Origin of the sequence: Bacillus sp. FSL R5-0585 (assembly GCF_038004545.1) — a bacterium.
GTDB lineage: Bacteria > Bacillota > Bacilli > Bacillales > Bacillaceae_G > Bacillus_A > Bacillus_A cereus.
Window position 1 is genome coordinate 392,074 of sequence record NZ_JBBORJ010000001.1, and the last position, 15,859, is coordinate 407,932.

The window sequence follows — 15,859 nt, forward strand, 5'->3', positions numbered from 1 at the left end:
AGATCGGAGTGTTTAAACATGCAAGAAGTATGGAAAGACATCGATGCACACGCCAAACGGTGGATTCGGGATGCAGGAGAGCATTTAATGGCATCAATGAAAAAAGCACTTATTATAGAAACAAAATCAAATGCAGCTGACTTAGTTACAAATATGGACCGAGAGATAGAACAGTTTTTAATTGGGAAAATTAAAGAAACATTCCCGAATCATAATATTTTAGGAGAAGAGGGTTATGGAGACGAGATAACGTCTTCTGACGGGGTTGTTTGGTTAATTGATCCAATTGACGGCACGATGAACTTTGTTCATCAAAAAAGAAATTTTGCGATTTCAATTGGGATTTATGAGAACGGTATCGGAAAGATTGGACTTATATATGATCCAGTGCATGATGAACTATATCATGCAGTCAAGGGATCTGGAGCTTTTTGTAATGATATATCAATTCCTCCATTGGAAAAAGGAACTGTAGAGCAAGGTATTGTAGCTTTAAATGCGATATGGCTTACAGATAATCCATTGCTTAATATGGAAAGTATGATGGCACTTGTTAAGAAAGCAAGGGGCACAAGGTCATATGGCTGTGCAGCATTAGAGATGGTATACGTTGCAACAGGAAGAATAGATGCATATGTAACGCCGAGATTATCACCATGGGATTTTGGCGGAGGGCAGATAATTGTAGAAGAAGTTGGAGGTAAGGTGACGACATTCTCTGGAGCGCCACTTTCTATCATAGAGAAGAGCAGTGTGTTAGTTGCAAAACCAGGAGTGTATGAAGAAGTGTTATCGTTTATATGAGAGCAACAAAAAAAGTAAGAGGCTGTGTATAAGCTTCTTACTTTTTAGCGTTATTGTGATTTGCGCATTTTTCTTTTTGTTACAAAACCGTATCCAACTGTAACAAATGTGCCGATAATGCAAATAATAATACCGATTGGACTATTTTCAGCAATCATAATGCCGATACCGATTAAGAAAATAACACCGATAATTGCAGTTAATAAAAAGCGATATTGAATGTGTTCCATTTCTTCACCCTCCAATCTCATTTTACTTTCACAAAAGTAAGAATACAACTATATTTTCATTCTTGCTTTTATTTTAATTGCTATTGTATCCCCTTCGCTCTTATAATAGAGAAGGATTAAAAAGACATTAGGAGTTGGACATGTTGAAAAAACGACAAGATTTACGTAATATAGCAATTATTGCCCACGTTGACCATGGTAAAACAACACTTGTTGACCAGTTATTACGTCAAGCGGGGACTTTCCGTGCGAACGAACACGTTGAAGAACGCGCAATGGATTCAAATGATCTAGAAAGAGAACGCGGTATTACAATTTTAGCGAAAAATACAGCGATTCACTATGAAGATAAAAGAATTAACATTTTAGATACACCTGGTCACGCTGACTTCGGTGGAGAAGTAGAACGTATCATGAAAATGGTTGATGGTGTTTTACTTGTTGTTGATGCATATGAAGGTTGTATGCCACAAACACGATTTGTTTTAAAGAAAGCTCTTGAGCAAAACTTAACTCCAATCGTAGTTGTAAACAAAATTGACCGTGACTTCGCTCGTCCAGATGAAGTAGTTGATGAAGTAATCGACTTATTCATTGAGCTTGGTGCAAACGAAGATCAATTAGAGTTCCCAGTTGTATTTGCATCAGCAATGAACGGAACAGCAAGCTTAGATTCAAATCCAGCAAATCAAGAAGAGAATATGAAATCATTATTCGATACAATTATCGAACATATTCCAGCACCAATTGATAACAGCGAAGAGCCACTTCAATTCCAAGTAGCACTTCTTGATTACAACGACTACGTTGGACGTATTGGAGTTGGTCGCGTATTCCGCGGTACAATGAAGGTTGGACAACAAGTTGCTTTAATGAAAGTAGACGGAAGCGTGAAGCAATTCCGCGTAACGAAATTATTCGGTTACATGGGATTAAAACGTCAAGAAATTGAAGAAGCAAAAGCAGGGGACTTAGTAGCCGTTTCTGGTATGGAAGACATTAACGTAGGTGAAACAGTATGTCCAGTTGAACATCAAGATGCGTTACCATTATTACGTATTGATGAGCCAACACTACAAATGACGTTCCTTGTAAATAACAGCCCATTTGCAGGTCGTGAAGGTAAATACATTACATCTCGTAAAATTGAAGAGCGTCTTCGTTCACAATTAGAAACAGATGTAAGTTTACGTGTAGATAATACAGATTCTCCTGATGCGTGGATCGTATCTGGACGTGGGGAACTACATTTATCTATCTTAATTGAAAACATGCGTCGTGAAGGTTATGAATTACAAGTATCTAAGCCAGAAGTAATCATTAAAGAAGTTGATGGCGTAAGATGTGAGCCTGTAGAGCGCGTACAAATCGATGTACCTGAAGAATACACTGGTTCTATTATGGAATCTATGGGTGCACGTAAAGGTGAAATGTTAGATATGGTGAATAACGGAAACGGTCAAGTTCGTCTTACTTTCATGGTTCCAGCACGTGGTTTAATTGGTTACACAACAGAATTCTTAACATTAACTCGTGGTTACGGTATTTTAAACCATACATTCGATTGCTACCAACCAGTACACGCTGGACAAGTTGGTGGACGTCGCCAAGGTGTTCTAGTTTCACTTGAAACAGGAAAAGCATCACAATACGGTATTATGCAAGTTGAAGACCGTGGTGTAATCTTCGTTGAACCAGGTACAGAAGTATATGCTGGTATGATTGTCGGAGAACACACTCGTGAGAACGACTTAACAGTTAACGTTGTGAAAATGAAACAACAAACTAACATTCGTTCTGCGACGAAAGATCAAACTTCAACAATGAAGAAACCACGCCTAATGACTTTAGAAGAATCATTAGAGTACTTAAACGATGACGAGTTCTGTGAAGTAACTCCAGAATCAATTCGTCTACGTAAAAAGATTCTTGATAAGAGTGAGCGCGAAAGAGCTGCTAAGAAAAAGAAATCTGTTGAAGCGTAAAAATAAAAAAACAACGCCCTTTATAAAGGGCGTTGTTTTTTTATTTTGTTTATTTTTTAGAATATTTACTCTTTTTTGTGGACAGTATTTTTTTTGCGAGTTACTCTTGTATTAAGTGTATAAAGAAAATTGCATTTTACTGCTAGGGGGGGAAGAGTGTGTTAGAAAGGATGTCTTTTTTTGCAAAATTGTGTAAGGTAGATGAAAATCCAGAGTTAGGAATGTGGTTACTTTATGGGACGATTATTATATTAAGTGCTCTCGTTTATAATTTAGGGTTTGCTAGAAAGTTGTCTGTACTAAAAAATATTGTGATATACATATCATTAGCAATTGGATGCACAGTATTAACCTTTTTTGCTGTGTTTTTACCTGTTGGAGAAGGACTTGTTGTAGCGGCAATTGTACTTGGAATTTATAGACTGCGTTTGCGTCAAGCGAAACAACAAAAAGCAGGATAAGAAAGGGGAGTTTTCATGCGTTCAGTACAAGATGCACTATATAATTGGTTAACAATTAAAACAGTTGCGGAAGCACGTCCAGATGATAGTGCTGCAAAAGAAACATATTTGTTATTCCAAAATATGGTATATGAAGAACATAAATTAAGAAATGTGGAAGTCGAAAAGAACGAGGAAATGTATTTAATTACATATGAAATAAATGGAGAACGGAAATCTGCAAGGTTTCCGTTAGAAGCCATTGATTGTTTTTTGGATCAGATGAATCGTGAACCAGAAAAATATAAATAAGTCCTTATCTATATGAGTAAGGACTTATTTACATTTTACCAATCATCTTCGATTTTTTTATCACGATATAATCGGAAATTACCACTTGCATGACGTTCCATTGTACGCTCTGCAATTCGTTCCGAACATTCCATGCACATATATGTATGAATAGGGCGATTACGCAGTTTTTTTGCCATAGGATTTTCATCATCTAACATATCTTTTTTATCACAAATCATACATTTGACTCTCATTTCGTCACCTCAATACGAATTCTATCAGTATAAGTATATCATGGAAGTATAATGTTTTTGAATAATAGTGGGAAAAAATAATATTTTCGCAATTCAAAAAATAAGTTATGATAAGGATATACCAAGTATATTTGGAGGTGAAAATATGGCGAATGTAGTAGAGCCTACCTTAACAGAGGATTTAGTACAAACGTTGCGTAAAGAGTGTATTGTTATGATAGCAACGACAGATTTCGAAAAACAAGTTCCTAACGTAAGTGCTATTTCTTGGGTGTATGCAGTGAGTGAAACTAGTATTCGATTTGCAGTAGATCAACGTTCACGTATTGTGGAAAATATACGTCATAATACAGGTGTGGTATTGACTATAATGGCGAATGAATCCGTATTTTCTATAAGTGGTGCAGGTGAAATTTTGACAGATAGAATGGAAGGTATTTCTCTAAAATTAACTGTAATAGAAGTAAAGGTGCAAGAAGTGCGTGATGTTATGTTTTATGGAGCGAAACTTGCAATTGAACCAACATATGAAAAAACATATGATCTTCGGGCAGCGAAAAAGCTGGATAACGAAGTGTTAGTAGGGATAAGAGAATTATAAAGATGCTAAATAAGAAATTCGTTTATTCACTTTTGTAGTCGGTTATTGTGATTTAACGTTAATAATTATAATAAAAAGTAATATATTGAATAGAAATGAATAAAGAATAAATAAAAGGTTTAATGACTATGATTTTCGATTCTACCTCGTTTACACGGTACATATAATTATAACAATGGTTCGTCCATATTTTATGGATGAAACCCTTGTTCTACAAATTTAAAAGTGGAGTCAGGGGGTAACAGGTTGGATAAAATTTATGTGTTAGATACGAATGTACTTTTGCAGGATCCTTTATCTATTTTTTCATTTGAAACCAATGAAGTAGTGATTCCAGCAGTTGTATTAGAAGAGGTTGATTCGAAAAAACGTTATATGGATGAAGTAGGAAGAAACGCTCGTTATGTATCTAAGTTAATAGATAAATTTCGTGAAATAGGAAAGCTGCATGAAAGTATCCCGCTAGAAAACGGCGGAACATTTCGTATTGAATTGAACCATCGTTCATTTGTGCAACTACAAGATATTTTTGTAGAAAAAACAAATGATAATCGAATTTTAGCTGTAGCAAAAAATCTATCTTTAGAAGAACAGGAAAAAGAGGACGGGAAGTCTGTTATTTTAGTAAGTAAAGATGTACTCGTAAGGGTAAAAGCTGATGCAATTGGTTTGAAGGCTGAAGATTATTTAAGTGATCGCGTAATTGAAGTAGAAAATATATATTCTGGTTTTTTAGAAGGATATATATCAAAAGAACAATTGGATTATTTTTATGAGAAAGGTGAATTGCCTCTATCTGAAATTGCGAATCATCCTTTTTACCCAAATCAATTTGTAGTAATGAAAGATGCATTAGGGGGCTCTAGTTCTGCGCTTGGCATTGTGGATCACTTAGGGAAGAAGGTAAAGAAACTTATTTTTCACAATGAACAAGTGTGGGGGATACGACCACGAAACGTGCAGCAAATTATGGGATTAGAATTGTTGCTTCGTGAAGATATTCCGCTTGTAACGCTAACGGGGAAAGCCGGCACAGGAAAAACGTTACTTGCGTTAGCTTCGGGACTTATGCAAACAGAAGACTTAGGGTTATATAAAAAATTACTTGTGGCAAGACCAATTGTTCCAGTCGGAAAAGATATCGGTTATTTACCAGGAGAAAAAGAAGAAAAATTAAGACCATGGATGCAGCCAATTTTTGATAACCTAGAGTATTTATTTAATACGAAAAAGCCAGGAGAGTTAGATGCTATTTTAGCTGGAATGGGTTCGATTGAAGTAGAAGCCCTTACTTATATACGCGGGAGAAGTATTCCAGATCAGTTCATTATCATTGACGAAGCACAAAATTTAACAAAGCATGAAGTGAAGACGATATTAACTAGGGTAGGGGAAAAGAGTAAGATTGTATTGATGGGAGATCCTCAGCAAATTGATCACCCATATTTAGATGAATATAATAATGGCTTAACGTATGTTGTAGAGAAGTTTAAAGAACAGCGTATTAGTGGTCATGTGAAGTTTGTTAAAGGGGAGCGATCTAATTTAGCTCAACTAGCAGCAGATTTATTGTAAAAAGGAGTGAGCTTAAGCTCACTCCTTTTCTTTAAATAATTGTAAATTTACGGATGTTACGGATTGGATTTTGTTGATTAGATCCATCATTGAAATAGAGATGAACAGGCCCGTCTTCTTTTAATGGTTTTCCTTCTTTTGAAAAGCCTAGTATAGCATTTTTGACAGTTTCTAATGGAAGTGTCATTGTATGATCTACCGTTTCAATTTCAACTTGCGTAGCGTCCTCTAAAATTTCAGCGTTAGCAAGGAATGGATGAAATGGTATACCAAATGTTCCAGTAATCAGCTGTTCTTTTTTATATTTCTTCACACTTTGTTGTATTGGAGGAAAAGCGGCACCATCACGGATTTCGCGATCCCAATGTTCTGAAGTGTTTTTTAAATAAGTTTCTAGTTCAGACGTGTTTTCTCTAGTTTCATCAAAGTAAGTTGTCAAATCTACTTTTCGATCATCAAAGATCCAAACAGTTGGATCAATAGTGATTGGAAAACGTACTTTTCCGTTAATAAATAAAATTTCGCTCATTGTTGTTCCCCCATTTGTGTTATACTCCCACTTTTCAGTATAATAGTATTAGACACTGTTGTCACAAAAAATGTTTCTATTGCAATTTATTAAAACTATCGCTAATATTAATAGATAGGATAGAGGAGAGTAGGACGGAAACGGAGGGAATCAATTTGGCGTCTGAGACAGTAGCAAATCATCAGGAAAAGGCACTAGCCCTTCTACAAGCGGATGCAGAGAAGATTTTAAGACTTATTAAGGTGCAAATGGACCATCTTACAATGCCGCAATGTCCATTATATGAAGAAGTGTTAGACACACAAATGTTTGGACTATCCCGCGAGGTCGATTTTGCAGTTCGCCTTGGTCTTATTGCAGAAGAACAAGGGAAAGCAATGTTAGGTGAGCTCGAACGTGAGTTATCTGCACTTCATGAAGCATTTACAAACAAACAACAATAACGGGTTCAAATAAGGGGGCTCAAACTAAATTAGTTTGAGCTTTTTATTTGTATAATAAAGCAGGAAGAATCAATATACATATGGAATACAACAATAATTAAATTGAAACAGAAAGAGGAAATGAAATGAAAAAAGTATGGAAATCAATGGATTATTCATTGTTACTTCCTCTTGTTATCTTATGTGTGCTGGGAGTAATAATGGTATATAGTTCTAGTTCCATTGTTGCGATTTCGCGATTTGATAAACCAGCAAATTTCTTTTTTAAAAGACAATTAATTACTTTAGTTGTTGGGACAATAGTATTAATAATTATTGCTACTATCCCATATAAAGTTTGGAGAAAACGAATTTTTTTGTTGGGGAGTTACGGTGCTAGTGTTGCTTTATTAGCTGCAGCTGCCTTTTTCACTAAGTCAGTAAACGGTGCAAACGGATGGATATTTGGAATACAGCCTGCGGAATTTGTAAAGATAACGGTTATCCTCATATTAGCTCATTTTTTTGCGAAAAGACAAGAAACGAATACACCTGTTTTCAAAGGGTCAGGTCCAGTACTCATTGGTGTTGGTATAATCATGTTTTTAATATTAAAGCAAAATGATTTAGGTACTGATTTGTTAATTGCAGGAACAGTAGGAATTATGTTCCTTTGTTCGGGAGTACAGGTTAACTTATGGATTAAACGAATTGCTTTAACTTCTATAGTATGGATTCCGGCACTATATCTTCTTGGCAATTATGCATTAAATCCATATCAAAAGGCACGTTTTTCTGTTTTCCTTGATCCGTTTAATGATCCTCAAAAGGATGGATTCCAATTGGTGAATTCATTTATTGGAATTGCTTCTGGAGGGCTTAATGGTAGGGGATTAGGAAATAGTGTGCAAAAGTATGGTTATTTACCAGAACCACAAACGGATTTTATTATGGCAATTATATCGGAAGAACTTGGTTTTATAGGCGTAGCAATCATTTTGATTTGTTTATTGCTTATAATTATTCGATCATTTAGAGTCGCACAAAAGTGTACAGATCCATTTGGAAGTTTAATAGCTATCGGAATTGCAAGCTTGTTTGGAGTTCAAACGTTTATTAATGTTGGTGGTATGTCTGGAGTAATACCACTTACCGGAGTACCATTACCGTTTGTCAGTTACGGTGGTAGTTCTTTATTAGCTAATCTACTTGCGATGGGGATACTACTCAATATTGCTAGTCACGTGAAACGACAAGAGAAACAACAGAATGGATTAATGAAAGAAAAAGAACAAAATGGACCACATCTTGTAGTTGTAAAATAAAAACACATTGTGCTTTAGAGCATGATGTGTTTTTATTTTTAAGTAGTTTTAAATGTGATGTATTAATGTATCTTCCGGTTAAACAATATATCACATTTAGTTTAATGTGATATACAATTAAGTTGTTAGAAAAGGAAGAGGTATGCTATACTATTTTTGTGAAACAAATTGCACAGAAAACTTATCATTTGTTAAAAAATAAGGTATGATGGATAAAAATAAAGTGAAGCTTTCTAAGTATAATATAATGTGGAAAGTGAAGAACTTCACGCTTTTTAAGGTGTGTATATATTTTATCTCTAGAGTGGTAGGAAAGTAGAGGGGGAAAATCATGACAAAGCTGCAACGTATTCAAAAAGTATTGGTAGCTAACCGTGGAGAGATTGCAATTCGTGTGTTTCGAGCTTGTTCGGAACTTGGATTAAAAACAGTTGCAATCTATTCTAAAGAGGATAGTGGTTCTTATCATCGCTATAAAGCCGATGAGTCCTATTTAGTTGGGGAAGGAAAAAAACCAATTGATGCTTATCTAGATATTGAAGGCATTATTGAGATTGCAAAAAGTAATCATGTAGATGCAATCCACCCTGGATATGGTTTCTTGTCAGAAAATATTCAATTCGCTAAACGTTGTGAAGAAGAAGGAATTATCTTTATCGGTCCGAAAAGTAAGCATTTAGATATGTTTGGAGATAAAGTGAAAGCAAGAACACAAGCGCAGCTAGCACAAATTCCAGTTATACCTGGTAGTGATGGTCCAGTAAATTCATTAGAAGAAGTCGAAAAATTTGCTGAAAAGTATGATTACCCGATTATTATTAAAGCATCCCTTGGGGGTGGCGGTCGTGGTATGCGTATTGTGCGTACTAGTGAGGAATTAGGAGAATCATATAATCGAGCGAAATCAGAAGCGAAAGCAGCCTTTGGTAATGATGAAGTTTACGTCGAAAAATTCGTTGAAAAACCTAAACATATAGAAGTACAAATTTTAGCAGATGAAGAAGGCAATGTTGTTCATTTATACGAGCGTGACTGTTCTGTACAACGTCGTCATCAAAAAGTTGTAGAAATTGCACCGAGTGTATCACTTTCAGATGATCTGCGTCAGCGTATTTGTGATGCTGCTGTGAAGTTAACGAAAAATGTAAATTATTTAAATGCAGGAACAGTAGAATTCCTTGTAAAAGATGATGAGTTTTACTTTATTGAAGTAAATCCACGTGTTCAAGTAGAACATACGATTACAGAAATGATTACGGGAGTAGATATTGTTCAATCACAAATTTTAATAGCTGATGGACATTCATTACATAGCAAAATGGTAGGTGTTCCGAAGCAAGAGGAAGTAGTTGTACATGGATTTGCAATTCAATCTCGTGTAACAACTGAAGATCCGCTAAATAATTTTATGCCGGATACAGGAAAAATTATGGCGTATCGATCAGGCGGTGGTTTTGGTGTACGTCTTGATACAGGAAATAGCTTCCAAGGTGCAGTTATTACACCGTACTACGATTCTTTACTTGTAAAAGTTACAACTTGGGCACTTACTTTTGAGCAAGCTGCTGCAAAAATGGAACGTAACTTAAAAGAATTCCGTATTCGTGGTATTAAAACAAATATTCCATTCCTAGAGAATGTAGTAAAACATAAAAACTTCTTATCAGGAGAATATGATACTTCATTTATCGATGCGTCACCTGAATTGTTCTTGTTCCCGAAACGTAAAGACCGTGGAACGAAAATGTTAAATTACATTGGTACAGTAACAGTAAATGGTTTCCCAGGAGTAGGTAAAAAAGAAAAACCAATATTCCCAGATGCTCGTATTCCATGTTTAAAACATTCAGAGCCAATCCAAAATGGAACGAAACAAATTTTGGACGAGCGTGGAGCGGACGGATTAGTAAAATGGGTACAGGATCAAAAACGTGTACTTTTAACGGATACAACATTCCGTGATGCACACCAGTCATTACTTGCAACTCGTATTCGTACAAAAGATTTACATCAAATTGCGGAGCCAACAGCGAGAATGTTACCGAACCTATTCTCAGCGGAAATGTGGGGCGGTGCAACGTTTGATGTTGCGTATCGTTTCTTAAAAGAAGATCCATGGGAACGATTACTAGATCTTCGTGAAAAAATGCCGAACGTTTTATTCCAAATGTTACTTCGTTCTTCAAACGCAGTTGGATACAAAAACTATCCAGATAATTTAATTCAAAAATTTGTGGAATGTTCTGCTCAAGCAGGCATTGATGTATTCCGTATTTTTGATAGCTTAAACTGGGTGGAAGGCATGAGAGTTGCAATTGACGCTGTACGAGACACTGGTAAAATTGCAGAAGCAACAATGTGCTACACAGGGGATATCCATGATCCACTGCGTAGTAAATATGATTTAAATTACTATAAAAATTTAGCAAAAGAGTTAGAAGCATCAGGAGCTCACATTTTAGGTATTAAAGATATGGCGGGCTTATTAAAACCAAATGCAGCATATGATTTAGTTTCTGCATTAAAAGAGACAGTGTCGATTCCGATTCACCTGCATACGCACGATACGAGTGGAAATGGTATATTAACGTATACGAAGGCAATTGAAGCGGGTGTTGATATCGTCGATGTAGCAGTGAGTTCTATGGCTGGTCAAACGTCACAACCAAGTGCGAACACGCTATACTATGCATTAGGTGGAAACGAAAGACAACCAGATGTTAATATAGATTCTTTAGAAAAACTATCTCATTATTGGGAAGATGTACGCAAATACTATGCACCGTTTGAAAGTGGTATGAATGCGCCTCATACAGAGGTATATATGCATGAAATGCCGGGTGGGCAGTATAGTAATCTTCAGCAACAAGCGAAGGCGGTTGGTTTAGGAGATCGCTTCGATGAAGTGAAAGTAATGTACCGCCGTGTGAATGACATGTTTGGAGATATTGTAAAAGTAACGCCATCATCAAAAGTTGTTGGTGATATGGCATTATTTATGGTTCAAAACCATCTGACAGAACAAGATGTTTTAGAGCGTGGACATGCGATGGACTTCCCAGGGTCTGTTGTTGAAATGTTCTCTGGTGATTTAGGTCAACCGTACGGTGGTTTCCCGAAAGAATTACAAAAGATTATTTTAAAAGGGAAAGAGCCGTTAACAGTAAGACCAGGTGAATTACTAGAGCCAGTAGATTTCGAAGCATTAAAAGAAGAATTATTCCATAAACTTGGACGCGAAGTAACGATTTTTGATGTAGTTGCATATGCTTTATATCCAAAAGTATTTATGGATTATGAAAAAGTTGCTGAGCTTTATGGAAATGTATCTGTACTTGATACACCGACGTTCTTCTATGGTATGAGACTAGGTGAAGAAATTGATGTAGAAATTGAACAGGGTAAAACATTGATGGTTAAACTAGTATCAATTGGAGAACCTCAGCCGGATGGAAATCGTGTCCTTTACTTGGAATTTAACGGTCAACCACGTGAAATTATCGTGAAAGACGAGAGTGTAAAAGCAACAGTTGCACAACGTGTGAAAGGAAACCGTGAGAATCCAAATCATATTAGTGCAACGATGCCAGGAACGGTAATTAAAGTAGTTGTAAAAGAAGGCGATGAAGTGAAAAAAGGCGATTCTATGGCAATTACAGAAGCGATGAAAATGGAAACGACAGTTCAAGCGCCGTTCAATGGTAAAGTGAAGAAAGTATATGTTAACGATGGTGATGCGATTCAAACGGGTGATTTACTTATTGAATTAGATCACTAAAATAAAAAAAGGGCTGTGTAAATACAGCTCTTTTTTATTGCAAAAAAATCCCTTGCCGAATTGGCAAGGGATTTTAGTTTTATATTATTTTGTTTGTTTAGAAGTTGATTCGGCTTCTTTTGCATTCACTTTACTTCTTGTTCCTAACATAACTAAATAGCATAGTACGGCAAACAAGCAAGAAATAAATAGAGAATGTAACAATGCCATTGCTAAACTAGCGTTTGTAAATACAACTAAAACTCCTACTACAGCTTGAAGTGTAACAAGGATAAATGAAATGATCCATCCCCAATATACTACAGGTTGCTGTTTGTAATGGCGAATAGCGAGAATCATCGCGTATAGTATCCAAGCGAAAATTAACATCGCTGCAACTCTATGGCCCATTTGAACCCATTCATGTAGTTGAGTTGGCATAGGTCTGTTTTTGCTACATAAAGGAAAGTCTGGACAGGCTAAGCTAGCTCGTTCGTGACGTACTAGAGCGCCTGTGTAGACGACGATATAGCTGTAAATTGTTACACCATAAATATGAAATTTCATTTTTTTGTCCATAATAAGTGAACGTGCATCAAATTTTTGGTCAATTTCAAAGATAAGACACGTTAATAAAATGACAGAAGCAAATGAAATTAAGGAAATACCGAAGTGGATAGCAAGTACAGCGGGCATTTGGCCCCAAACAACTGCTGCTGCTCCCATTAATGCTTGTGCAACTAAAAATACGAAGGATAAAATTGCTAACGTTTTTGTTTCACGCACATGTTTATAATATTTCCAGGACAAAATACAAAGGAGAGTCACAAGAATTCCAGCTGATCCTGATGTTAATCGGTGGCTAAGTTCAATAATAGTTTCCATTGATAAATTAGATGGAACAAATTCACCGTTACAAAGTGGCCATGATTTACCACAACCTTGACCAGAACCTGTTTTTGTAACTAAAGCGCCTCCTAATAAAACTATTAATAAATCAAGGCTTGTAATGACTGCTAACCATTTAATAAAGCGTTGCAATCTCTTTCACCATCTTTCTGCTATGAAGTTATTGCGAAATATTTTCATTCCATTATGTATAGAATAAAACGCGCTAGTTCCTATGATATATAAAAAATAATAAAATAGCAAAGAAATGGAGGAGGAAGGAAATGGGGAGAAAATAGGTGTAAAAACAGGGTTCCTAAGGAAATTTTTGGGTGAAAAATAGGCTATTTTGAAAAGAAATGGGGAGAATACGTGTTAAATAGGACAAAATAGTTTATTATAGAAGGTAACATCATGTTATGATAAGGACAAGTCAGAATGAAGTTTTTTATATTCGACACAAAAAGTTCATGTTTTCTTCACAAAATGTTCGGGAAATATGATTTAATATATTGGAGTATGAGCGTAGATTAGTAGTAGAATGGGTTAACAATGTTTCTACTGTAATAATATTGCTATATAGAAGCGAATTATTTCATTTGAAATATGCGCAAAAAGAAAGATGAAAGTTTTAAGAGGGGGTTAGAGTGATGAACCATGCAACAAGTGAGCTGCATGATGAGTCCGCTGTTACAAGTGTACCGGAAACAACTCGGTTACAAGATTTAAAAGCACTCGTTAAAATGGGGATTGTAAACTCAAATACACTTACTGTATTTACAGGATTTTGGTTGGCATTACACTTTAATGGATTAAGTGTAATGGACAATCTGGATAAGTTATTCTTTACAATCGTTGGTTCTGGATTAGTTATGGCAGGGGTATGTTGTTTAAACAACTACATTGATCGAGACATCGATCCATTAATGGAAAGAACAAAGACCCGTCCAACGGTTACTGGAAAGTATAAACCAGGATTTGCACTTACATTTGGACTAGTCATATTACTTCTTGGTTTTGTATTTTTATTATTAACAACACCAATGGCAGTCTTAATGGGATTTATTGGTGCTTTCACATATGTTGTTCTATATAGTTTATGGACAAAGAGAAAGTATACACTAAATACTGTTGTAGGTAGTATATCTGGTGCAGTTCCTCCTTTAATTGGATGGGCAGCAATCGATCCATCTTTAGGCCATCCAATTGCTTGGATGTTATTTTTAATTATGTTTATTTGGCAAATCCCACATTTCCTTGCATTAGCAATGAAACGTGTTGATGAATATCGAAATGCAGGAATTCCAATGCTTCCTGTAGTTCATGGATTTGAAATTACGAAACGCCAAATTATGATTTGGACAGTATGTTTATTACCACTACCATTTTATATGAGTGGACTAGGGATAACATTTATGGTAATTGCAACACTGCTTAACATCGGATGGATCGTTTTAGGATTTTATGGCTTCCGTAAGAAAGATGACATCAAATGGTCCGTGCAAATGTTTGTTTATTCCCTAAATTATTTAACAATCTTATTTGTATCAATGATTGTAGTTACATTCTTCTAAGACAACGACATAATTGGATTTCTTTACGTTGAGATTTACTTTACTTAACTATAAAGTACAATCTAATTCACAAGGAAAGTGGGGGTTGTTTGTATGAAGAAACAGTGGCGACTGCTTTCGTTCGTTTCACTGCTGGCTTTACTGTTAGGGGGATGCGGTAAAGCCTTTCAATCTACTTTAATTCCGCAAGGAGAAGTAGCAAAAATGCAATATGATTTACTTCTACTGGCGAGTGCAATCATGGTAGGAGTAGTACTAGTAGTTACTATTATTTTCTTATATGTAATTGTGCGTTTCCGACAAAAGAAAGGTCAGGAAGATTATATTCCAGAGCAAGTTGAAGGGAATCACAAGCTAGAAATTATATGGACAGTTATTCCGATTATTCTTTTACTAATCTTAGCTGTTCCAACAGTTACATATACATTCAAACTTGCTGATGTAAGTGCGATGGAGAAAAAGAATATTGATAAAGATACTATCGTTGTTGATGTAACAGCGAATCTTTATTGGTGGGAATTTTCTTATAAATCAGAAAAGATAGTAACTTCGCAAGATTTGGTCATCCCCACAGGTAAGAAAGTGTATTTAAATTTGAAGGGTGCCGATATTAAACACTCATTTTGGGTTCCATCTTTAGCAGGGAAAATGGATACAAATACAGACAATGTGAACAAAATGTGGTTAAAGGCAGATAAATCGGGCACTTATAATGGTTTTTGTACAGAATTTTGTGGCCCATCACATTCTTTAATGCAATTTAAAGTGAAAGCTTTAGATGAAAGCGAGTACAAAAAATGGCTTGCTGATATGAAGAAGATTGATGGGAAGAAAGAAGTAGCTTCAACAAAGGCGCAAGAGGGCCAAGAAATATTTAATAAAAGCTGTATTGGTTGTCACGCAGTTGGATCTAATGATAGTAGACCACCTTCCGCTCGTATCGCACCAAACTTAGCAAACTTTGCGGATCGCGATATGGTTGCCGGTATTGCCGAAAACAATGAAGAAAACTTAAAAAAATGGCTGAAAGATCCTGAAAATATGAAGCCAGGAAACAAAATGACTGGCAAATATGGCAACTTAACGGATGATCAAATTGATGCATTAAATGCATACTTACAAACGTTAAAAGTTGAAAAGTAAAGAGGGATTATTCGCGAAGGGGAGGTTGAAAACGTGAG

The 15,859-nt window shown here is 35.8% G+C and carries 15 protein-coding genes; 11 read left to right on the forward strand and 4 right to left on the reverse strand.

Features of this window, described 5'->3' with window-relative positions; all coding sequences use genetic code 11:
- Nucleotides 1-18: 18 nt before the first annotated feature.
- Nucleotides 19-804 (forward strand): inositol monophosphatase family protein, encoded by a 786-nt coding sequence (locus MKY38_RS02215; RefSeq protein WP_001158701.1) that lies wholly within the window; start codon nt 19-21, stop codon nt 802-804.
- Between the two features lie 50 nt (nt 805-854).
- On the opposite strand, the gene MKY38_RS02220 is transcribed toward MKY38_RS02215, so the two are convergent.
- Nucleotides 855-1,034, reverse strand: a complete 180-nt coding sequence (locus MKY38_RS02220; protein ID WP_000400127.1) for a DUF5325 family protein — start codon at nt 1,032-1,034, stop codon at nt 855-857.
- 140 nt (nt 1,035-1,174) lie between these two features.
- Here MKY38_RS02220 and typA point away from each other — a divergent pair, with 140 nt between their 5' ends.
- The 3 genes from typA to MKY38_RS02235 all read left to right on the forward strand — a co-directional run bounded on the left by typA (nt 1,175) and on the right by MKY38_RS02235 (nt 3,771).
- Nucleotides 1,175-3,019 carry a translational GTPase TypA gene (gene typA, locus MKY38_RS02225; protein ID WP_000914762.1) on the forward strand — a complete coding sequence of 615 codons (1,845 nt, stop codon included), beginning with the start codon at nt 1,175-1,177 and terminating at the stop codon, nt 3,017-3,019.
- A 158-nt stretch (nt 3,020-3,177) separates the two neighbouring features.
- The gene (locus MKY38_RS02230; protein ID WP_000893662.1) at nt 3,178-3,480 is read left to right on the forward strand and encodes a YlaH-like family protein; all 303 of its coding nucleotides are present in this window, start codon (nt 3,178-3,180) and stop codon (nt 3,478-3,480) included.
- A gap of 15 nt (nt 3,481-3,495) precedes the next feature.
- A complete protein-coding gene (locus MKY38_RS02235) occupies nt 3,496-3,771 on the forward strand; it encodes a hypothetical protein (RefSeq protein WP_001258151.1) in 276 nt (91 codons plus the stop codon).
- Between the two features lie 35 nt (nt 3,772-3,806).
- Here MKY38_RS02235 and MKY38_RS02240 read toward each other — a convergent pair whose 3' ends face one another.
- On the reverse strand, nt 3,807-4,007 hold the full coding sequence (locus tag MKY38_RS02240; RefSeq protein ID WP_002082250.1) for a YlaI family protein: 201 nt from the start codon (nt 4,005-4,007) through the stop codon (nt 3,807-3,809).
- 145 nt (nt 4,008-4,152) lie between these two features.
- Between MKY38_RS02240 and MKY38_RS02245 the strand changes: the two genes are divergently transcribed.
- Both MKY38_RS02245 and MKY38_RS02250 read left to right on the forward strand, forming a co-directional pair.
- Nucleotides 4,153-4,608 (forward strand): pyridoxamine 5'-phosphate oxidase family protein, encoded by a 456-nt coding sequence (locus tag MKY38_RS02245; protein ID WP_000024593.1) that lies wholly within the window; start codon nt 4,153-4,155, stop codon nt 4,606-4,608.
- Nucleotides 4,609-4,854: 246 nt separating this feature from the next.
- Nucleotides 4,855-6,183, forward strand: a complete 1,329-nt coding sequence (locus MKY38_RS02250) for a PhoH family protein (RefSeq protein ID WP_000358083.1) — start codon at nt 4,855-4,857, stop codon at nt 6,181-6,183.
- 31 nt (nt 6,184-6,214) lie between these two features.
- Here MKY38_RS02250 and MKY38_RS02255 read toward each other — a convergent pair whose 3' ends face one another.
- Complete coding sequence (locus tag MKY38_RS02255; RefSeq protein ID WP_001289809.1) at nt 6,215-6,712, reverse strand: hypothetical protein; 498 nt, start codon at nt 6,710-6,712, stop codon at nt 6,215-6,217.
- 155 nt (nt 6,713-6,867) lie between these two features.
- Between MKY38_RS02255 and MKY38_RS02260 the strand changes: the two genes are divergently transcribed.
- From MKY38_RS02260 to pyc, 3 genes are all read left to right on the forward strand, one after another.
- Complete coding sequence (locus tag MKY38_RS02260) at nt 6,868-7,155, forward strand: YlaN family protein (protein ID WP_000135694.1); 288 nt, start codon at nt 6,868-6,870, stop codon at nt 7,153-7,155.
- 125 nt (nt 7,156-7,280) lie between these two features.
- The gene (locus MKY38_RS02265; protein WP_000758402.1) at nt 7,281-8,459 is read left to right on the forward strand and encodes an FtsW/RodA/SpoVE family cell cycle protein; all 1,179 of its coding nucleotides are present in this window, start codon (nt 7,281-7,283) and stop codon (nt 8,457-8,459) included.
- Between the two features lie 331 nt (nt 8,460-8,790).
- Nucleotides 8,791-12,237 (forward strand): pyruvate carboxylase, encoded by a 3,447-nt coding sequence (gene pyc, locus MKY38_RS02270; RefSeq protein ID WP_000164087.1) that lies wholly within the window; start codon nt 8,791-8,793, stop codon nt 12,235-12,237.
- 84 nt (nt 12,238-12,321) lie between these two features.
- Here pyc and ctaA read toward each other — a convergent pair whose 3' ends face one another.
- Nucleotides 12,322-13,257 carry a heme A synthase gene (gene ctaA, locus MKY38_RS02275; RefSeq protein WP_001188744.1) on the reverse strand — a complete coding sequence of 312 codons (936 nt, stop codon included), beginning with the start codon at nt 13,255-13,257 and terminating at the stop codon, nt 12,322-12,324.
- Between the two features lie 497 nt (nt 13,258-13,754).
- Here ctaA and ctaB point away from each other — a divergent pair, with 497 nt between their 5' ends.
- Nucleotides 13,755-14,678 carry a protoheme IX farnesyltransferase gene (gene ctaB / locus MKY38_RS02280; protein ID WP_001015058.1) on the forward strand — a complete coding sequence of 308 codons (924 nt, stop codon included), beginning with the start codon at nt 13,755-13,757 and terminating at the stop codon, nt 14,676-14,678.
- Between the two features lie 93 nt (nt 14,679-14,771).
- The gene (gene coxB / locus MKY38_RS02285) at nt 14,772-15,821 is read left to right on the forward strand and encodes a cytochrome c oxidase subunit II (protein WP_000745268.1); all 1,050 of its coding nucleotides are present in this window, start codon (nt 14,772-14,774) and stop codon (nt 15,819-15,821) included.
- Nucleotides 15,822-15,859 lie beyond the last annotated feature (38 nt).